Raw genomic sequence first — 21,065 nt, forward strand, 5'->3', positions numbered from 1 at the left:
TTTTCATATATTAACCAATATCTCCAAGACGTAGTACGTCACGAGCAATCATAACTTCTTCGTCAGTTGGAATTACGATAATTTTTACTGGAGAGTGAGGGAAGCTGATGAATGCTTCTTCACCGAATACGTTATTGCGTTTTGCGTCGAAGTATACGCCCATGTACTCAAGGCCTTCTAATACGCGCTCACGAATAATTGCACTGTTTTCACCTACACCAGCTGTAAAGATGATAGCGTCAACGCCTTTCATACGAGCTGTGTAAGAACCAATGTATTTATGGATACGGCTTACGAACACGTCAAGTGCTACTTTCGCACGGTGGTCGCCTTCTTCTTCTTTCGCAATGATGTCACGTAGGTCACTAGAGTAACCAGTAAGACCTAACATACCACTCTTCTTGTTTAATACGTTAACTACTTCTTCTACAGTTTGGCCTGTTTTTTCCATGATGTATGGAATTAACGCAGGGTCAATGTTACCAGAACGTGTACCCATTGTTACACCAGCAAGTGGAGTGAAGCCCATAGAAGTATCGATAGACTTACCGCCTTCTACTGCTGCGATACTTGCACCGTTACCTAAGTGACAAGAAAGTAGGCTTAAGCTTTCAATTGGACGACCTAATAATTCAGCCGCACGCTCAGTTACGTATTTATGAGAAGTTCCGTGGAAACCGTATTTACGGATACCAAATTTCTCATAGTACTCATACGGTAAGCTGTATAGGAATGCAGATTCCGGCATTGTTTGGTGGAATGCTGTATCGAATACTGCTACTGCTGGTACGTTTGGTAATACTTCTTGGAATGCTTTAATACCAACAAGGTTTGCTGGGTTGTGAAGTGGTGCTAAATCGCTTAATTCTTCGATTTCCGCTAATACTTCATCAGTAATTAAAACAGAATCCGCAAATTTTTCGCCGCCGTGTACAACACGGTGACCGATACCGCCAATCTCATCAAGAGATTTTACGATTCCATTTTCAGTTAATTTGCTAAGAAGCATGTTAACTGCTACTGCGTGATCTGGGATGTTTGTAATTTCTTTTTGTTTTTCGCCATCTACAGTAATAGTGAAGATACTATCTTCTAAACCGATACGTTCTACTAAACCTTTTGTTAATACTGTTTCACTTGGCATTTCAAATAATTGGAATTTTAAGGAAGAGCTTCCTGCGTTAATCGCGATGATTTTTGACATCTAGTCTTTCGCCCCTTTTTCTCTTGGTAGTTGTGTGGATCATTCCACAAACCGCTCGATTTTATCTAATTAAATTCACTCACTATGAAAACGTTTCATCATCAGTAAATTTTATACTCACGATTTTAATTTAAACATCGTCCGACATATATTTCAAGTGAAAAAATTGTAACACCAAGAAAAAAAATATATTACAGATTTCAAAAAAATTCAGTTAAATCTTGTATATATTAAAAAATATGACATATTCTATACAACTGTACTACACTAATCACTAACCCTGTTACATATATATCGTGTTACTTTTGTGTTGCAAACCAAGTATTTAATTGATCCATAATGTTCTCCATAGCCTTCATATTAGAGAATTTAGGTAATTCCACTAGTAGTGCCTGTTTCGGCATTGTTACACCTTGGCCTTTCTTTTGGAGAACAAATATACTTTTTGCATTTTTCTCGTTTTTAAACATGGAAACAGGTAGCTGTAACAAACCTTGAATAAAGCATGTTTCTTTAATAAATGCATGTAGTGTCGGCGCTTGATCACTTTCAAAAATAAAGTTTGGTACTAAGAAGAATAAATACCCGCCTTCTTTCGTATGTTTCACACTTTGTTCAATAAATAAGTGATGCGCATATGACATTCCTTCATCTGCTTTTAACTTATATTCACTCGCACTGATTTCATTTGGATAATAACCAATTGGTAAATCTGAAACGACTGCATCAACTGGATCAATATAAAGTGGTGCTAGTCCATCTTGATGGAAGAATTCGATTCCATGCTTTTGTAAATTTGCATTTACTAAAGCAAGTTTAATTAGCACTTCATCCACTTCTACACCAAATCCACTCATTGCTAGCTCTTCTTTAGCGCTATTAAATACTGTAGTCATTAAATTACCTGTTCCAATTGCAGGATCTAAAACAGTAATTTCTGTTTTGCCTTGCATAAATTTATGGAATAAGTAGCTCATGAACATTCCAACTGCATCTGGCGTCATTTCGTGATTTGCTTGTACGCCCTCTTTCATTCCTTTTAAAATGGCTAGCTGAAATGCTTTACGAATTTCTTCACCTTTATATGTTTCTTCATTAAACGTACTATATTCACGATTCAACCTTTCAATTGTTGATTCGGATAATTCCTCTTGTAAAATCGCACCTTCAAACAAGTTATCACCTGTTTCTACAAGCGCCTCTAAATATGTTACATCTAATTCTTTACGTAAAACTACCGTAGAAGAATCAAAAATAGAAAATAATGTTTCCACTGTCTGACTCACGTACATTCCTCCTTCTCTCTTTTACACATAACTTATATCATACCACAAAGTGATTTTTTCCAAAAAGAAAAAGCGACCTCCTGTAAAGAGCTCCCTTTCAAGTTATGTATGATATAACATTTTTTCTCATCTATCGTTACCATTCGCAGCAATAGATGAGAAAAAACGACCTCTTTATAAGAGGTCATTTCCTTCCTATTACTTTGCAGATTTAGCTGCTTCTAATGCTGCTTCATAGTTTGGATGGCTTGTACCTTCGCTTACATATTCTGCGTAAACTACTTTGTCATTGCTATCTACTACGAATACTGCACGAGCAAGTAAACGAAGTTCTTTCATTACTAAGCCGTAAGCTTCACCGAATGAAAGGTCACGGTGATCAGAAAGTGTTACAACATTTTCTAAACCGTTTGCTGCACACCAGCGTTTTTGAGCGAATGGTAAGTCAGCGCTAATTGTTAATACTTTCGCGTTTTCAATACCTGCTGCATCTTGGTTAAAACGACGTGTTTGTGCATCACATACACCTGTGTCGATTGAAGGTACAACACTAATTAATTTTACTTCGCCCTTGTATGTTTCTAAACTTACTGAAGATAAGTCGTTTGCTAATACTTGGAAGTTTGGCGCTTGATCGCCAACTTTAACTTCTGTTCCAACTAAAGTCATTGGATTACCTTTAAAAGTTACGTTTGCCACTTGAAAATCCTCCCTTATTTAAAACAAAATATGTACAATGTAAATGATAGTTTGTCCCCATCGATAATGCAAATAAAATCGCTTTATTTACAAAAAAATTAAAGAAGCTAATCCATTGATTAGCTTCTTTATTCGTTAAATTTGAAATTCAGGATCATCTTCTTTTCGTTTATCCATCATTTCTTTCACTTTATCAACAGCTTGTGGTGCTAATTCAATTATTTTATCAATGACGTGTGTCTGCTTATCTAAGTGTAATACTTTCACACCATCTCCATTTATAACAAGAAAGGCAACAGGATTAATAGAAACTCCTCCACCACTTCCCCCGCCAAATGGATGACGACCTGAATGTTCTACTTTACCAAATTCACTTCCACCAGCAGCAAAACCAAAGCTTACTTTCGAAACAGTAAGAATTACACTTCCATCTGCTGCTTTAATTGGATCACCAACAATTGTATTTACATCAGTCATTTGTTTTAAATGCTGCATTGCGGTTGTCATTAAACCTTGAATTGGATGGTCCACTCTATATCCCCCCTATGCTTGAACAGATTTTTCTGTCATACCAGATTTTTGCTTTCTCATAAACATGAGTAATTTGAGTCCTGTTTTTATAGCACGAAATATACGAAAAGATGCTGTTAACTCGCACCTTGATGCAAATCCCTTCCCTTGAAAAACAGGGATAATTTCAAATTCTGGTACATCGACAATATGCATATATTGTCCTATAACTCCAGCAGCCATTCCTTTTGTCCCCCATGCATATCCAGTGACAATTCCAGTACTAGCTGCGTCGCCTGCTCCAATTTGCGTATGCCATTTCCAACCATTGATTTTCACTCGTTTGAGAAAATCTTTAACGATAGTATGAACTTTTTGAAGCCTTTTTATCAGTTCCCCGATGCTGTCAAGTTGCGCCATAATTTTATTATCTATTCCGCCGTCCTTTTCAGCTTTTTCGATTTTCTGCCCTGTCTTTTTCTGCTGTTTTTCAATTCTTTCCAACACATCAAATGTATATCGAATCATCCATATTTTCACTTGAAACAAACATTGCTTTTCCATTTCTGAATATAAAAATGTCACTTTAAGCTTTATTTTCGACAATAGTATAAGCAAAATAAAAAGGAGAAGAATTATTATTCCAATTACGAGCCACTTCATACGTATCATCCTTTCACTCCGTACCCATTATCGACAAGTTTATTCATCATTAAACAGAGTTCCATAAGATTGAATATAAAAATTTTTCTAATAATAAAAAGGTATTTTGACAATTTATATCGAAATATATTATTTGAACATATCATCAGGGAACGGACTCTAATGATATGTAGCACGAAAAACAGAAAATTTAACTGCAGTGGAGGGATACATAATGGCAGATCGTCGCAATTTATTTTTCTTTTATGGTGATGACAAAGCAACGCTCGTTGAAAAGATGAAACCAATCTATCGTATTTTAGAAGAGAATGGATTTACCATATTAGATCAACCAAAAAATGCAAACGCTATCGTCAGTGTTGGAGATGATGCAACTTTCTTACAAGCCGTTCGTAAAACTGGTTTTAGAGAAGATTGCTTATACGCAGGGATTTCTACGAAAGATGAAATTTCTTTCTACTGTGATTTCCACATTGATCACGTTGATACAGCCCTTCAAGAAATTACAAAAAATGAAATTGAAGTGCGAAAATATCCAACAATTCAGGTAGATGTAGATCACGGTACATCTTTCCATTGTTTAAATGAATTCTCATTACGTTCTAGCATTATTAAAACGTTCGTTGTAGATGTTCACGTTGATGATTTATATTTCGAAACATTTAGAGGTGACGGTTTAGTTGTTTCTACCCCAACAGGAAGTACAGCTTACAACAAATCATTACATGGTGCCGTTGTCGATCCGCTTATCCCATGTTTCCAAGTAAGCGAACTAGCATCTTTAAATAACAACACATACCGTACGCTCGGTTCACCGTTCATCTTAAACCACGAACGTACACTAACTTTAAAACTTAAACCAGACGGTAACGATTATCCTGTTATCGGCATGGATAACGAAGCGCTTAGCATTAAACAAGTTGAAAAAGCTGTTGTACGCTTAAGCGATAAACAAATTAAAACAGTAAAATTAAAAAACAATTCCTTCTGGGAAAAAGTACAGAGAACATTTTTATAGTATTAAAATAACCGCAGAATTATGGGGATCCCATAATTCTGCGGTTATTTATTTATCCCGATTGGCACGGCCAACAATCTCTCGCTATCCGGTCGCTATTCTTGTCAGTTTTTGTCGGTAAGTCGATATATTTTAATAATCGCTGATATATTTTACGCATCTTTTCTATAGACAACCTGGCCATCAATGACGGTCATTTCGGCTTGTACTTCTTTTATTTCTTCTGCCTCTATTTCAAATATGTTTCGATCTAATATCGTAAAGTCTGCTTCATATCCTTTTATAATTTGTCCTCGCTTCGCTTCTTTTCCTATTGCATAAGCACTTCCTGTCGTAAATAAAGAAACAGCCTCATATACCGTTAATCTTTCCTCAGGCATATAGCATACACCGTCAATAAAACTTCTACGTGTAACAGCGCTATATATGCCTAAAAACGGATTCACTTGTTCAATAGGAGCATCTGAACCACCGTTGCAATGTAAGCCTGCGTCCAGTAACGTCTTCCAAGCATACGCGTAACGAAGACGACGCTCGCCTAGTTTTTCAATGACTGATGGAAAATCTGATGAAACAAAGACCGGTTGAATATCAATAATAGCTGGCAAGTGTTTCATTCTTTCAATCAACTCTTCACGAGCTAGCTGACAATGAATAATACGGTCACGCACCCCTTCTGCTGGTGGATGTAATTCAAGCGCATCAATGACATATTCAAGCGATAAGTCACCGATTGTATGAATGGCAACTGACATATGTAAATCTCGTGCTTTTTTCACTAAACTTGCAAGCTCTTCACGTGAGAAAATCGCAACTCCATTTGTTTCCTGCGCATCTTCATACGATTCACTTAATAAAGCAGTTCTTCCGCCAAAAGAACCGTCAGAAAAAATTTTCATCGCACCAAATTCAATATAGTGCTCATTTTCATATTCTTTTCTTTCATGTGCTACTTCATGATGAACGAGTAAATGCGCTTTAAATGGCATTTCTTTTATAACGTAAGAAAACGCATTATACGTTTTTCTAAAACCACCGTAATAATTTAAATCTTCCGTATGCCCACCAACGATTCCGTATTGCCAGCAGTCTTTAATCGCTGTTTGCAAAGCTCTTTGTAAATAAGCTTTATCAATTTCAGGCTGAACGTGTTTCATTAATTCTTGTCCTTGTTCATATAAAAGCCCTGTTAACTTATTTGATGCATCCCGGCCAATTTTCCCGCCTTTCGGATCTTGCGTCTCTTCTGTTATGTTCGCTTCTTGCAGTATGTATGAATTCACCCATGTAACGTGACGACAAACTCGTTTTAATAAAATGGGATGTTCTTTCGAAATTGCATCTAAATCACGTGCGTGAACATCTTTCGTATCTGTAAAGTTATTTTCATTCCAGCCTTCTCCGATAATCCAACAACCTTTTGGCGCGTCTTCTACTTGCTTCTGAACAAGAGTAAGTACTTCGCCATAAGATGTACAATTTGATAAATCTAGACGGAGTAACCTCTCTCCATGCCCAATAAGATGCATATGACTATCAACGAGACCTGGAATCATCGTTTTGCCTTCTAAATCGTGCAATTTAACCGTAGTAGCATATCGGTCTTCTAACTCTTCTTTACTCCCGACATCAACGATCACACCGTTTTCAACATAAACAGCGTCTACTTTTTCATTCTCTTCTCGCATCGTGTAAATGGTGCCGCCATACCAAATTTCTCCCATATGCTCATCCCCTTTTTCCCTTTAGTCTACGAGATTAATCCGTATAAAAAAAGCACCATTTGAATTAAAAATGGTGCTTTCCCAAAATTATTTTTGTTCAGTAGTAGACGTTGTAATTTGCCATTCAATGCTAAATTTATCTTTTAGTTGTCCGTATGCTGGGCTCCAGAACGTTTCTTGAAGTGGCATAATAACTTCTCCACCCTCTTGTAACTTTTCGAATACTTCTTTTGCTTTTTCTGCATTACTAATTTGAATTGCGATTGTTACTTGAGATCCGATTGCATGCCCTTGACCTGGGAATGTATCAGAAATCATAAGGTCCGTATTACCAACTTTTAAAGTAGCATGTAAAACGCGCTCTTTCGCTTCAGCTGGAATCGGGTATTCTGGATTTTCAGGCATGTCACCAAAAGTTTGCATTACTTCTACTTTTGCGTCTAATGCCTCTTTGTAAAACTGTACAGCTTCTTGCCCACTACCATCTAAAACTAAGTACGGATTAATACCTAAAATCATACGGACACCTCTTTTTTTAGTTTATAAAATCGAACTTGTGTTCGTTTTTATAATATCATCGTTTTACATTTCATTCAACTATTTACTTCTCTATTTTCAAAATTATTTGGAAGGGAGCTCCATCTCTTGTTTTCTAAGTTCAATACGACGAATTTTTCCGGAAATCGTTTTTGGTAGTTCATCTACAAATTCAATTTTGCGAGGATATTTATATGGTGCAGTGAGTTCTTTCACGTGTTGTTGGAGCACTGGAATTAATGTTTCTTCGTTCTTTTCTATATTCTCTCTTAATACGATAAATGCCTTCACGACACTCCCTCGAATTTCATCCGGACTTGCGACAACCGCACATTCTCTTACGTAAGGATGTTTTACAAGTGCATCTTCAACTTCGAACGGCCCGATTGTGTAACCAGAGCTAATGATAATATCATCTCCGCGCCCTTCAAACCAGAAATAGCCGTCTTCATCTTTTTTCGCTTTATCACCCGTAATATAATAATCACCACGGAATTGCATCGCTGTGCGTTCATCATCTTTATAATATTGCTTAAAGAGGGCTGGTGTTTCAATATGAACTGCAATATCGCCAACTTCTCCTACCTGCACTGGGATTCCTTCTTCATTAACGATATCAACATGGTTTCCTGGCGTTGGTTTCCCCATTGATCCCGGTCTAATATCCATCCCTTTCATTACGCCAACAAGTAATGTATTTTCCGTTTGCCCATAGCCATCTCTTACTGTAATATCAAAGTGCTTTTGGAACGTTTCAATGACTTCTCTATTTAACGGCTCACCTGCGGATACAGCGCTATGTAACGCTTCTAAATTGTACTCAGTCAAGTCTTCTACCTTTGCCATTAATCTATACTCAGTCGGTGTACAACAAAGCACATTCACCTTATTATCGTCTAATAAATTTAAATACGTTTTCGGTTCAAACTTACCGTTGTATACAAATCCTGTTGCCCCTGAACCGAGAGTGGCTAAAAACGGGCTCCAAATCCACTTTTGCCACCCTGGGCTAGCCGTTGCCCATACAACATCATTCTCTTCAATTCCGAGCCAATTTGGGGCGCTCGTACGTAAATGAGCGTATGCCCACGCATGCGTATGAACAACTCCTTTCGGGTTTCCTGTCGTCCCTGACGTATAAGATAAAAAGACCATATCTTCTTTATCTGTTTTCGCCATTTCTAACATGTCACTTTCTGTTTCTAATGCTGTTTTTAAATTGATCCATCCGTCTACTGACTGCTCGCTCAGAACGAACTTTTGAAGAGATTCCATCGCCCCTATGTTATCAAACTGTCCGATATATGGTTCATAACTTACAATCGCTTTTACTTCTCCGTGTCCAATGCGGTATTCAATATCTTTTTTACGCAACATTTCCGAACTCGGAATTACGACAAATCCTGCTTTAATCGCAGCGATATACGTCATGTAAGCTTCAATTAAACGCGGCATCATAATAAGGAGCTTGTCCCCTTTTTGTAAGCCACTTTTTATAAAAGCGTTTCCAATTTTATTTGCACCTTGCATTAATTCAAAATATGTAACTTCTCGTCTATTCCCTTTATCATCTTGCCAAATTAAAGCAAGCTTCTCTTTATCGTCTGTATATTTCTCTATTTCTGAAACTAAATTATAAGATGGTGGTGCCAACAATTCCTCTCTCTTCATAAACATCCTCCTTTTTCTTTATGCCTCCCTTATATAATAAAGAATTTTCAGTAAATTTTGAACCCTCTTCTTTTGACAATTTTTTTATGCTTTTGTCGAAATGAATTTATACTAATACGAACAACAAAAAGAAAGAGCGGGGAGAACCCGCTCTTTCTAAGCCATTGTATATGGAATTATTTTTGGAAACCGCCTAATTGTTGCTCAGCTAGTGAAACTAGACGTTTCGTAATTTCGCCACCAACAGAACCGTTAGCGCGAGATGTTGCATCCGCTCCAAGTTGAACACCAAACTCTTGAGCGATTTCGTATTTCATTTGGTCTAATGCTGATTCAGCACCAGGAACCGCTAATTTATTTGTGCTACGTGCCATGTTATATCACCTCCTTGTGAGTATAGAGTGTGATAAATAACATGACTTCATACACATTTTAGATATGGTAATTTATGGTTTTAGAAAAGTTCTTCGAATTTTTCTTCTTCCGCTACTACTTCTACCGTTTGTAATACCATTGTTTCTTTGTTTGCTACAGCTTCTTCGATTAATGGTGTGAAATCATATTTCGCTTCAAAACGATTCGCTTTTTCACGCTTCGGCTTCGTCGCTGGGCTTGCTGGTGTGAATACTGTACAGCAATCTTCGTATGGACGAATTGAGATATCATATGTGCCGATTTCTTCAGCGATTTTAATAATTTCTAATTTATCCATCGTAATAAGCGGACGAATAACAGGATAGTTTGTCACTTCATTAATCGTATGCATACTATCTAACGTTTGGCTCGCTACTTGTCCAAGACTTTCACCAGTCGTAATTGCAAGTGCATTACGCTCCTCTGCAATCTGCTCTGTAATACGCATCATCATACGACGCATTACTGTCATAGAATAACTAGATGGAATTTCTTTATTAATCGTTTTTTGCACTTCAGTAAATGGAACAAGGTGAAGTGTTACACGTTTACAGTATTTCGTTAACTCTTGTGCTAAATCGATTACTTTTTGTTTCGCACGCTCACTTGTGAAAGGTGGACTATGGAAGTGAACTGCCTCCACAGATACGCCGCGTTTCATCGTTAAGTACGCTGCTACTGGGCTATCAATACCACCAGAAAGAAGTACCATTACTTTTCCGCCAACGCCAACTGGTAAACCGCCAGCTCCCATGTGCTCACCACACATAATATAGCTGTAACCACTGCGAATTTCTACACGTACATTCACATCTGGATTATGGACGTCTACTGTGATATCCTCTGTATTTTCTAAAATGTGCCCGCCGATTTCTGGAAGTAACTCCATCGTCTTCATTGGGAAACGTTTATCAGAACGGTGCACTGTAATTTTAAATGTTTTCACATCATCTTTTACTTGTAAGAAAGCTGCTAATGCACCTTTTTTAATATCTTCTAATTCTGATGGTACTTTCATCGCTAAATTAAACTTATGAATACCAAATACATCTTTCAATCTTTCAGCAATCGCTTCATGGTCTTCGCCATTTAACTGAATGTACATACGGTCATGTGTTGCATCGATTTTAATGTTTGGGAATTTTTTCAGTTTGAACTTAACGTTATCTTTTAATGTGCTTACAAATTTAGAACGGTTCTTACCTTTTGTCGTCATTTCTCCGTAACGTACTAAAATATATTCATATGTCATCATATTTCTTTACCTCATCACTTCATATAATTTTGGCATTGTCTCTTTTACAATACCTTCAAATTGTTTTACTTCTTCCATCGTGTTGTCTGGTGCTAGACTAATACGAATAGCGCTTGCAGCAGCTGCATGCGGTACTCCCATTGACACTAACACTCTGCTCACTTCATTTGCTTTTGAAGAACAAGCAGACTTCGTTGATACATATACACCGTGTTCTTCTAAAGCATGAACGACCACTTCCGGTTTTAAACCGACAAACGACACATTTAAAATGTGTGGTGCTGCATATGCAAGCGACGTATTAATTGTTACATCTTCCATTTCTTTAAAGAAACGTACAAGCTCTGTTTGTAAACTTTGCAAATGAGCTATCTTTTCTTTCACTTGTTCCATTGTCATGCGAAGTGCTTTCACCATCGCTACAATGCCAGGTAAGTTCTCTGTACCAGAGCGATACTTAAGCTCTTGTTGACCACCTGATAAAATCGGATCTAATCTTACGCCATCACGCACGTAAAGAAGACCTGTTCCTTTTACACTATGGAATTTATGTCCAGATATTGAGCAAAGGTCAATATGCGAAGCATATAAATTAAGCGGTACTTTTCCTATCCCTTGTACATGGTCCACATGGAATCTTATTTTCGGATAATTCGATAATAACGTTCCAATTTCAGCAACGGGCTGAATTGCTCCAGTTTCGTTGTTCACATGAATAATTGAAACAAGAATTGTATCTTCACGAAGCACTCGCTTCACATCCTCTACCGATACAACACCATGCTCGTTAACCGGTAAATATGTTACATCAAACCCGAGTTCTTCTAATTGCTTATATGCCTCAAACACAGACGCGTGTTCAATATTTGTTGTAATGATATGTTTGCCGCGCGAACGATTCCTCATCGCTATCCCTTTAATCGCAAGGTTATTCCCTTCCGTTCCACCCGATGTGAAAATAATTTCAGAAGGTTTTACGTGAAGAAGCTGCGCTGCAATCGTTCTTGATTGTGTTAATAGACGCTCTGCCTCTCCTCCAAGCGAATGAATAGAAGAAGGATTTCCAAAATATTTCCCAGCAACCGTTACGTACGATTGAAGGGCTTCTGGATATGGCTTCGTCGTCGCACTATTATCAAAATAGATCATCGTTCTTCCCCTTTCAGCGCTATCACATCATATAATCATATCATAAATACGTGTAATTACGCTAAGACTACACAAAGGTTCCGTTTTATCCCGATTGGTGAAGGCTAGTAATCATTGGGGATGAATCCCCCCCACTGATTACAGTTTCACTTTATTTTGAAACGAATAACCTTACTGTATTCCGCTATTCATTATAGCAACATCGCCTTCAAAATTACACAAAAAAACAAACCCTTTATGAAAGGGTTTGTTCATTGTCTACATATTCAGCTATTTTTTGAACAACGCCAGGTTCAAGTTGCTCTAGTACAGAAGCCGCTTGTTCTAAAGCTGCATCGTATTGATATTCACGGAATAATTTCTCTGCATAATTTAAGCTTTCTGCAAGATTTTCATCATGACTGCGGTAACGGTTTCCGTATTGAATTAATTTTTCAACTAAATACGCTTGTCCAATTAACTCTTCTGTCATTTCAGCTACACCGTTAACAGTTGTGTATGCTTCTTCTAAACTGCTATTTACAGCATGCATATTTAGCGGTTTTATTTCTAATTGCTCATATACAGCTTGCATTGCCATTTGCCCTCTTTGTAAATCTTCCATAATACTCTCTGGAAGACCTGGCAAATTCGACTTTTGCATAAAGCGTTTCGTTTCAAAAATTGTATTGCGCATTTCCTGCAACTTCTCACGCGCTTCAAATTCTTCTTTACGCATCGTTTGTAGCATTTCTTTATATTCTGCATGAAGTACTTTTAAAGTTTCACATTGCTCATAAACCTCTTCTAGTTCCTCACGAATTATAGAGAATGCAATATCTTGTTCAGCAACGCGTAATTGCATCACTTCAAAACGTTTCATTAAAATGTGCATTTGCTTTTCAATTACTTTTTGAGACTCAATATCCTTATCTTGTAACTGATAGCTTTGTTTCACAAGTTGCGTTTCTGCTTTCGTTTCAATTGTTTCTTCACGAAGTTCTTCTAAATCTTCATAAACAGAAAGTGTTTTTTGCTCTACATAATGTCTCGCATGCACTTCTTGTTCTAGTTGATCATAAAAACCGTCTAAACGAGTTTTTAATTTTTCTACTTTTTCAGCCGCTTCCGTTATATGAAGCTCCTGTATATCCATTAAACATGTTTGTAGTTGTGTCGTCATATCGCGAACTTCTTTAGGGATTTCCAGGTAATCTAATACATAACCTTGTCTTACCATATCATTATGTCCGTGTAATAAATCTTCCAGTTGAACTGGTAACGTTGCTTGACACTCTACCAATAAATCTGGAATTTGGTGAATAATGATTTCTAAATTAGCTAAACCTTCTTCCAAACTAATAACAATTTCTCTCGCTTTTAAATAGTCGCCATTATTTGTTGCTTCTTCAAAACTATTAAATTTATTAGATTCGGCATCTAGCATCTCTTCAATTCTCTGCTCAGCTGCTCCATACATGTGTCGATGAGCAAGAACACTCTTTTTCATACTACGATATGTATCACGTAACCCTTCAATTTCCGAGCTATTTTTTTCATGGCTTTCTAACAGTTGCTGTAATTCATTTAAAATGTCTGTAATACGATTATCAGCGTCATCTAAACCACTTATGGATTCGTTCATCGCATGCTTTGCTTTGCGGAAGGAGAATTGCGAGGCGAATTTTCGCGCTTGCCCTAAATCTTTTTCAGCTTTTGGAAGAGTTGTTGATACGATTTCATCCCACTCTTCACGCCATTTACCAAACAGTTCTTCTGTTTGACCTGTCATGTTCAAATCTTTTACTCGCTTTAGTTCATCTGCCACAGGTTTATCTTTTATTTCTTGTTTCCACTGCTCCAGTGCTTCAATATCTTTATATGAACGATTTCTTATCACAAGCTCTATCATGAGCAGCACTAGAATAGAGCTTACTACAATGATAACGATCGTCAGGATAGAATCCATGCAAAAAAGCCTCCTAGTTATATCTCTTTTTTTGTCCGTTCCGTTTATGAAATGGAAGGCATTATGTATAAAAAGGGAATTCCCCTATATTTAACAACTAACAATGTACTAATCATACCATGTAATGACGTGTTTTTGACCTAGTTTTTTTTAAAATTTCATGTTTCTTTAAATGCAATTGTAATCTTTCTTAATCTTCCGCCCGCTTCACTACCTATCCTCAAATGATTGCCATAACGGGCACTCTTTCATATGAGATACGAAATAGATTTTGCGCATGAGTGGAGGTTCAACAGAAATCACATGCACATTCCCCTGCTTTACCGCTTGCTCCACTGACATTTCTGGAAGTAAAGTGATGCCAAGTCCAGCTCCGACCATCGCAAGCATCGGTTCTGCATAAGAAGTTTCAAACGCAATGATTGGTTTCGCACCTATACCTTGAAACATGTTCATAATCATTTTCCTTACATCACATATTTCTGGGTACACAATTAATTTCTCATGTTCCAAACCTTCCATTCGGATTATTGTTTTCTCTTTATAAGGATGATCATTTGAAACTACACAAACAATTTTTTCCTCCCGCATTTCTTTTATATATGTAGCGCCTTCTACTACTGAATCAATGAACATCGCTTCAATCTTCCGCTCTTTAAACAATTCCATTAATACTTTCGTATGCTCAATTTTCCATTCTATTTCGAATCCATCACCTAATATATCTTTGCATTTCGATATGTAATACGCCGCTAAACTTGGCAATATACCTATCGAAATTCTCCGTTTCTCTTGATACTTCTTCATCTCCGTTTTCACTTCATGTATTTGTTCCAAAATCGGTAACATTCTTGCTATAAATATCTCACCAGCCTCTGTTAACTCCACTCCTTGAGCAGAACGCTTGAGTAAAGTAACCTCTAAATCCGCTTCTAATCTTTGAATTTGTTTACTAAGCGCTGGTTGTGAAATATGTAAAAGCTTACTTGCCTTTGATAAACTGCGCGTATGCTTTACTTCCATAAACGATCGTACTGCCTCTAAATCCATCATATACACCTCTAACAAAAAGTTATAACTGTTATAAAAAATCGATATTTCCTTCTATAAATCATTACTCTTTATACTTATTTCATCAACTTACTATAACGAAATGTAAAGGAGAATGGTACTCTTGAACAAAAAACAAATGCTCTTCGGATCCCTCCTATGCTTACTTGCCGTAACTGCCTGGGGATTTATGTTTCCTGTAATGGCAAATGCCTTACAATTTATCGATCCGTTCTTTTTCACAACTATCCGCTACGGATCTGCAGCTATTATTTTTCTTATTTTGCTATTAATCACTGAAGGGACACATTCGCTCCGCTTAGAAAAACGAACACTTTCTTTATTTTTTTACGGAACAGTCGGTTTCGCTGGATATGGTTTTCTCGTTTTCTACGGACAACAACTTGCCGGACCTTCTGGAGCAATCCATGCAGCGATGATTCAGTCTCTCATGCCACTAATTGCCTTATCATTACAATGGATAACAAAAAATAAGCGTCCACAAAACTACACTTTTCTTTGTATGTTCGTTGCATTACTCGGTGTTATGCTTGTCATTTCAAAAGGAAATATTCACTTATTATTTGGAGCTGCAAGTCACTTATCTACGAATATATTGATGTTATGCGGCGTTACTTGCTGGGTCATTTATACAAATGGCGGTGCTCGTTTTCAATCTTGGTCACCACTTCGATATACAACGTTAACTTGTTTGTTCGGTTCAATGTCACTCATCGTTATTGTCACTTTATTAACTTACACAAACGTCATTACTGTACCATCATTACGCACAATTGTGAGCGTTCGTTTTGAACTCTTTTATATGTCGATTATTGCAGGTGTTATCGCTGTGTTTTGCTGGAATATGGGGAATCGCTATATTTCATCTATTAACGGCATATTATTTATGAATTTAGTTCCTGTCCTTGCACTTATCGGTTCCATATTTCGAGGTTATACGGTCGACAAAATCGAACTTGCCGGAGCCTCATTAACAATTATTGCGCTATTATGTAACAATTTATGGCAAAGAAAAGAAACTACAAAAATCCCCACCTCGGTTCGTTAGGTGGGGATTTTTCACATATGAACAGCTCTTGGCCATTCCTGATACATATTCGTTTTACCTAATGCTTGTTCCATCCATTGCTCAATTTCCTTCGTATACATTTCTAAGAAAAATGTTTCGGATGGAAATGAATGTAATACTTCTGATATATACTGTGGATATAAAAACGGCATATTTATCATGCCTTTTAATTGCGTCATAAACATTGTAAAAGATACCTTTCTAAACTCTTTCTTCATTTGTCCTTCTCTAATGATTTGTTCGATATAATATCTTTCTTTAGAAAAATAAACGGTCATCACTTCACGAATTAATGTCGTATCAAGCGAAAGCTCTCTATAAAAAAAACGTGTCAGTTCCCTATTTTCAAATTGATATCGTAAAATCCTGCGCACCATTTGCACCATCACATCTTTAGCCGACAAATACTCTCTCTGTTCAAAGGACGTTTCAATCACATGAATATATCCTTCTAAAAAATCAGTAATAAGCTGCTCTAATAGGCCTTGCTTTCCAGCAAAATAGTATGAAATATTCGCTACATTCACATCCGCTCGCTTTGCAATGTCTCGCACTGATGTCCCGTCATAACCTTTCGTATTAAACAACGATATTGCCGCATCAATTACTTTTTGTTTCGTCTGCTTCATGCGCTCACTTCCTCTCACTGAACAGCTATAGTTTAAATTTCTTGACTTTTAAGACAAATTCCTTTAATTTTCTATCGACAAAGTCATGTGAAATACATCGTATTTTGCTAATATTTTACACATCTCGATAAAAAGGGAGTTGTTTCCATGTTTACAAAAGAAAGTTATGCAGGTTCTCGTGAAAAGCAGTATGAGACAGTAATTAAACAACTGGATGCATTATTAACTGGCGAATTAAACGTAGTCGCAAACTTATCAAATGCGTCCGCATTATTAAACCAATTTTTAGATCGCGTTAATTGGGTTGGCTTTTATGTAACAGAAGGAAATCAGCTCGTTCTCGGGCCATTCCAAGGAATGCCAGCATGCGTACGTATTCCATTTGGGCGCGGCGTTTGCGGCGTAGCAGCTGAAATGAAAACAACGCAACTTGTAGCGGACGTTCACCAATTCCCAGGACATATCGCTTGCGATAGTGCCTCTAATTCGGAAATCGTTGTACCGATTATAAAAGACGGAAATGTCATTGGTGTACTGGATATTGATAGTCCTGAAAAAAATCGTTTCGATGAAGTAGATCAGCACTATTTAGAAAAGTTTGTGGAAACACTGTTAAAACATATATAAGAAAAAGAGTGAGTTATCGATTAAGTACGTCATGTACGAAACCGATAGCTCACTCTTTTTTATTGATTACTAACAGTAGATATTTTCTTTAACGCTTGCTCCAAATCAGAAACGATATCCTCCCACGATTCTAAACCGACAGATAAACGTATTAAATTATCGAAAATACCCATTTCTTTTCTTAGTTCCGCTGGAATCCCAGCATGCGTCATCGTTGCTGGATGCTGAATTAACGTTTCTGTATCACCTAAACTTACCGCGATCGTAATAAAGTGAAGGTCATTGATAAACGCTTGCGTTTCCTCTTTCCCGCCTTTGACAGAAAAAGAAATAACGCCACCGCCCCGTTTCATTTGGCGAGATGCTAACTCCCCTTCTGGGTACCAAACCCCTTCTACTACATCATGATTTTTTAGGAACGATACAATTTTTTCTGCATTATCACAATGACGATCCATTCTTACTGCTAACGTCTTTAATCCGCGTAATAATAACCACGCATCAAACGGTGCCATAATACCACCGATATCTTTTCGCATCGGACGAATTTTTTCAGCTAACACTTTCGTTTTACAAATCGTTACACCCGCCACAACATCACCATGGCCACCAATATATTTTGTCGCACTATGCACAACTGCGTCACAACCAAGCTCAAGCGGTCTTTGTAAATAAGGTGAACAAAACGTATTATCAACAATGACGAGTAGGCCATTTCGCTTCGCAACTCGAATCACTTGTTTTAAATCGATTAATTTCATCGTTGGATTAATCGGTGTTTCAACGAAAATGAGCTTTGTATTTGGGCGAATCTTATTTTCAATATCAGTCTCTGTCTCCATATCACAAAACGAATGTGTAATCATAAATTTCTCTTCTAACACTTCTAAAAATCCGTACGTGCACCCATATAATCCGTTTGAACAAATAATATGATCTCCAGCTTTTAGAAAGCCAATTAACGTTGCTGAAATAGCTGCCATTCCGGATCCGAAAGCAAGTGCTTCTTCTCCCCCTTCTAACACAGCCATGCGCTCTTCAAATAATTTTACAGTTGGATTTCCAAGTCTTGAGTAAATATAAGACGGATCTACTCCCGCAAAACTCGCTTCTCCTTGCTGCGCAGTCTCAAATGTAAATGTAGATGTTTGAAATAACGGTGGTGTTAAACTTCCTTTATGTTCCTCAGATGTATAACCGTGATGAATTAACGCTGTCTCCATATGCTTCTTTTTCATAAAAACATCCCCTTTATGTTTTTATCCCGCATATTCACCATTAAAAAACTGATGAATGTTTTTACTACATTTTATGTAAGCGTTTTATTTGTGTTTCTATCTCTTCTTTTATATTGTTTTAAATTCCTTCTTATATTAGTTTCCAAAATTTATATGCATAAAACAAAAACGTACTCGCTTGACGAAACTCTGGGTAAAAGATATAATAGCGTTTGTGTAAAATAAAAAGGCAGCCTTGTAATGTGAGTTTATCGTTTGTATTTTGTTCCTCTACGGAGGTGTATCTCGTAACTCCCTGCTGCTGGAGCGAAGGTACATGAAAACAAAATGCCCGTAAATATCGATTACGTCTGTTTTTATTTTACGTAAATAAAAACATTTTTAAAGGAGGAGTCAACTATGGCTCGTTATACAGGTCCAGCTTGGAAACTGTCTCGTCGTCTTGGAATCTCTCTAAGCGGCACAGGAAAAGAATTAGAAAAACGCCCTTACGCACCAGGTCCTCACGGTCCTAACCAACGTAAGAAACTTTCAGAATACGGTTTACAATTACAAGAGAAACAAAAACTTCGTCACATGTACGGCATGACTGAGCGTCAATTCCGTCGCACATTTGACCAAGCAGGTAAAATGCCTGGTAAGCACGGCGAAAACTTCATGATCCTTCTTGAAGCTCGTCTTGACAACTTAGTTTACCGTATGGGCTTAGCTCGCACTCGTCGTGCAGCTCGCCAATTAGTAAACCACGGTCACATCATGGTTGATGGCGCTCGCGTAGATATCCCATCTTACCGCGTTAAACCTGGTCAAACTATCAGCGTTCGCGAAAAATCTAACAGCCTTGTTGTTGTTAAAGAAGCGATCGAAGTTAACAACTTCGTACCAGAATACTTAACTTTCGATGCTGATAAATTAGAAGCTACTTACACTCGTCACGCTGAGCGTTCTGAGTTAGCAGCTGAAATCAACGAAGCATTAATCGTAGAGTTCTACTCTCGTTAATCTCGGTACTCTGCAAAGAGTATTATTAAAAGCCTTAGGAACCTTGTTTATCAAGGGGCCTGGGCTTTTTTTATTTATCATTAATAATGCAAAATAAAGCATTAAAAAGTATGCACTTGGGGCTAATTGAGGCTAGTTTGGGACAAAAAATATAATGGCTGGCGTGTGTATAGAAATGGATAAGTGCAAAAAACAGATGATAAAAGGAGTTAATTGTTTTGAAAGAAAAATTCACCGAGATCCCTCTTCATGTACAAGACTTTCAAAAATTAAAAATGTTACTAGAAGCATTAGTACAAGACGAAATAGTCTTGATTAAAGGTCTTTCTAAATATGCCTTAAATATTTCTTCTAAAGAACATAAGGTCACCATTAACCTTAGAAGTGAATTTTCCACCAATTCATACTTGGCGATCACTGCTATAAGTATTACCCCAAGCAATCAAGGTAAAGGAAGTATTGTTCTGGAATGGTTTAAAACATTCGCTAAAGAAAAAGGATTTGAACGATTAGTATTACAAGAAGTTATAACTGAAGAAGGTTACCATTTTGCATTAAAAAATGGATTTTCAAAAAAAGTTGGTCCATTCGAGGAAATTTTTAGAAAGCCTGATAGTACTGACGGAAATTATGAGCTACATTTATAAAGAGTAAAATAAAAGTGAACGAGTATTTTCGTAATCGTTCACTTTTTTACTTGGCTAATTATCTAATATGATCGATTCTTTCCACATTCAATTGCATACACATCCAATACATAATAAAGAGCCACACTCGATTAAATGTAACTACATTAATTCTTCTATTAACTTATTTTCTTCTTCAATATACCTATCAATTAACTGCAAAATAAAATTAAAATTTTTATTTGCATTATCCAAATAAGATAACTGTTCTTCTCTATTAGGTACCTCCAAACTCGAAGCACAAAAATTAATATAAATATTACATTGTTCTCTTAAATCTTCGTGAACACAATTATTTCTATCTAAATTAATCCAAATAAATATTTTATGATTTAACAATTCAAATTTCATTTTTGGTTTATTGTTTTCATCAGTTTCTACCCTACATCTTCTACCCAAATCAAGAACCTTCGTAATATGATTCATTAATTCATTTTGCACTCTTCTTTTCTCAGATAATTCTACAGCAATCCTACGATCTTTTTCTTTGTTTTCATTTAAAGTTCTCGCATTATAAATTGATACAATTAATGTAGCTAATAAAAGAATTGATGTAATAATTAGTGCTATATTCACTTTGTTCCCTCCTTATGTTCTAATTAAAACATTATTACATACAACAATTAGACCTTTCCATCCCATTTCACTTACCTCTTCTCCTAACA

Annotated in this window: 21 protein-coding genes; 5 read left to right on the top strand and 16 right to left on the bottom strand. The window is 36.8% G+C overall.

Translation table 11 applies throughout. The annotated features are described in order from the left end of the window. Nucleotides 1-10: 10 nt before the first annotated feature. The 5 genes from ackA to JDS98_RS09985 form a co-directional block, all read right to left on the bottom strand. The gene (ackA, locus tag JDS98_RS09965) at nt 11-1,204 is read right to left on the bottom strand and encodes an acetate kinase (protein ID WP_000034585.1); all 1,194 of its coding nucleotides are present in this window, start codon (nt 1,202-1,204) and stop codon (nt 11-13) included. Nucleotides 1,205-1,503: 299 nt separating this feature from the next. Beyond that, nucleotides 1,504-2,490, bottom strand: a complete 987-nt coding sequence (locus JDS98_RS09970; RefSeq protein WP_199633849.1) for a class I SAM-dependent methyltransferase — start codon at nt 2,488-2,490, stop codon at nt 1,504-1,506. A gap of 198 nt (nt 2,491-2,688) precedes the next feature. Further along, nucleotides 2,689-3,189 carry a thiol peroxidase gene (gene tpx, locus JDS98_RS09975; protein WP_097959240.1) on the bottom strand — a complete coding sequence of 167 codons (501 nt, stop codon included), beginning with the start codon at nt 3,187-3,189 and terminating at the stop codon, nt 2,689-2,691. A gap of 135 nt (nt 3,190-3,324) precedes the next feature. Then, a complete protein-coding gene (gene ytfJ, locus JDS98_RS09980) occupies nt 3,325-3,720 on the bottom strand; it encodes a GerW family sporulation protein (RefSeq protein ID WP_000350003.1) in 396 nt (131 codons plus the stop codon). A 12-nt stretch (nt 3,721-3,732) separates the two neighbouring features. Beyond that, on the bottom strand, nt 3,733-4,371 hold the full coding sequence (locus tag JDS98_RS09985) for a DUF2953 domain-containing protein (RefSeq protein WP_199633851.1): 639 nt from the start codon (nt 4,369-4,371) through the stop codon (nt 3,733-3,735). A 205-nt stretch (nt 4,372-4,576) separates the two neighbouring features. On the opposite strand from JDS98_RS09985, the gene JDS98_RS09990 reads away from it, so the two are divergent. Further along, nucleotides 4,577-5,380: an NAD kinase gene (locus tag JDS98_RS09990; RefSeq protein ID WP_000785189.1), complete on the top strand. Its 804-nt coding sequence runs from the start codon at nt 4,577-4,579 to the stop codon at nt 5,378-5,380. Between the two features lie 152 nt (nt 5,381-5,532). On the opposite strand, the gene JDS98_RS09995 is transcribed toward JDS98_RS09990, so the two are convergent. The 8 genes from JDS98_RS09995 to JDS98_RS10030 all read right to left on the bottom strand — a co-directional run bounded on the left by JDS98_RS09995 (nt 5,533) and on the right by JDS98_RS10030 (nt 15,128). Further along, entirely contained in the window at nt 5,533-7,104 is a 1,572-nt protein-coding gene (locus JDS98_RS09995) for an amidohydrolase (protein WP_199633853.1), read from the bottom strand. Nucleotides 7,105-7,191: 87 nt separating this feature from the next. Continuing rightward, on the bottom strand, nt 7,192-7,623 hold the full coding sequence (locus JDS98_RS10000; RefSeq protein ID WP_000600354.1) for a VOC family protein: 432 nt from the start codon (nt 7,621-7,623) through the stop codon (nt 7,192-7,194). A 102-nt stretch (nt 7,624-7,725) separates the two neighbouring features. Then, a complete protein-coding gene (gene mbcS / locus JDS98_RS10005; RefSeq protein ID WP_000817731.1) occupies nt 7,726-9,312 on the bottom strand; it encodes an acyl-CoA synthetase MbcS in 1,587 nt (528 codons plus the stop codon). Nucleotides 9,313-9,488: 176 nt separating this feature from the next. Next, the gene (locus tag JDS98_RS10010) at nt 9,489-9,686 is read right to left on the bottom strand and encodes an alpha/beta-type small acid-soluble spore protein (RefSeq protein ID WP_000124490.1); all 198 of its coding nucleotides are present in this window, start codon (nt 9,684-9,686) and stop codon (nt 9,489-9,491) included. Between the two features lie 80 nt (nt 9,687-9,766). Next, a complete protein-coding gene (gene thiI / locus JDS98_RS10015) occupies nt 9,767-10,981 on the bottom strand; it encodes a tRNA uracil 4-sulfurtransferase ThiI (protein ID WP_000989269.1) in 1,215 nt (404 codons plus the stop codon). Between the two features lie 6 nt (nt 10,982-10,987). Beyond that, complete coding sequence (locus tag JDS98_RS10020) at nt 10,988-12,130, bottom strand: cysteine desulfurase family protein (RefSeq protein ID WP_000638978.1); 1,143 nt, start codon at nt 12,128-12,130, stop codon at nt 10,988-10,990. Nucleotides 12,131-12,365: 235 nt separating this feature from the next. Beyond that, nucleotides 12,366-14,078, bottom strand: coding sequence for a septation ring formation regulator EzrA (gene ezrA, locus JDS98_RS10025; RefSeq protein WP_000377321.1), 1,713 nt, complete (start codon nt 14,076-14,078; stop codon nt 12,366-12,368). Nucleotides 14,079-14,288: 210 nt separating this feature from the next. Further along, complete coding sequence (locus tag JDS98_RS10030) at nt 14,289-15,128, bottom strand: LysR family transcriptional regulator (protein WP_033668558.1); 840 nt, start codon at nt 15,126-15,128, stop codon at nt 14,289-14,291. Nucleotides 15,129-15,252: 124 nt separating this feature from the next. On the opposite strand from JDS98_RS10030, the gene JDS98_RS10035 reads away from it, so the two are divergent. After that, the gene (locus JDS98_RS10035) at nt 15,253-16,197 is read left to right on the top strand and encodes a DMT family transporter (protein ID WP_098954078.1); all 945 of its coding nucleotides are present in this window, start codon (nt 15,253-15,255) and stop codon (nt 16,195-16,197) included. Nucleotides 16,198-16,208: 11 nt separating this feature from the next. Here the strand turns inward: JDS98_RS10035 and refZ are convergent, their stop codons facing one another. Beyond that, nucleotides 16,209-16,847 (bottom strand): forespore capture DNA-binding protein RefZ, encoded by a 639-nt coding sequence (gene refZ / locus JDS98_RS10040; RefSeq protein WP_199633855.1) that lies wholly within the window; start codon nt 16,845-16,847, stop codon nt 16,209-16,211. A gap of 147 nt (nt 16,848-16,994) precedes the next feature. Here refZ and JDS98_RS10045 point away from each other — a divergent pair, with 147 nt between their 5' ends. Continuing rightward, complete coding sequence (locus tag JDS98_RS10045; RefSeq protein ID WP_199633856.1) at nt 16,995-17,474, top strand: GAF domain-containing protein; 480 nt, start codon at nt 16,995-16,997, stop codon at nt 17,472-17,474. A 59-nt stretch (nt 17,475-17,533) separates the two neighbouring features. On the opposite strand, the gene megL is transcribed toward JDS98_RS10045, so the two are convergent. Then, entirely contained in the window at nt 17,534-18,712 is a 1,179-nt protein-coding gene (gene megL, locus JDS98_RS10050) for a methionine gamma-lyase (RefSeq protein WP_097959237.1), read from the bottom strand. 399 nt (nt 18,713-19,111) lie between these two features. On the opposite strand from megL, the gene rpsD reads away from it, so the two are divergent. Next, the gene (gene rpsD, locus JDS98_RS10055; protein ID WP_000135316.1) at nt 19,112-19,714 is read left to right on the top strand and encodes a 30S ribosomal protein S4; all 603 of its coding nucleotides are present in this window, start codon (nt 19,112-19,114) and stop codon (nt 19,712-19,714) included. A gap of 218 nt (nt 19,715-19,932) precedes the next feature. Next, entirely contained in the window at nt 19,933-20,361 is a 429-nt protein-coding gene (locus JDS98_RS10060; protein WP_199633857.1) for a GNAT family N-acetyltransferase, read from the top strand. Nucleotides 20,362-20,502: 141 nt separating this feature from the next. On the opposite strand, the gene JDS98_RS10065 is transcribed toward JDS98_RS10060, so the two are convergent. After that, nucleotides 20,503-20,976 (bottom strand): hypothetical protein, encoded by a 474-nt coding sequence (locus tag JDS98_RS10065; protein WP_199633858.1) that lies wholly within the window; start codon nt 20,974-20,976, stop codon nt 20,503-20,505. Nucleotides 20,977-21,065: the final 89 nt, after the last annotated feature.

The sequence above is a fragment of the Bacillus cereus group sp. N11 genome, assembly GCF_016483605.1.
Lineage (GTDB): Bacteria > Bacillota > Bacilli > Bacillales > Bacillaceae_G > Bacillus_A > Bacillus_A toyonensis.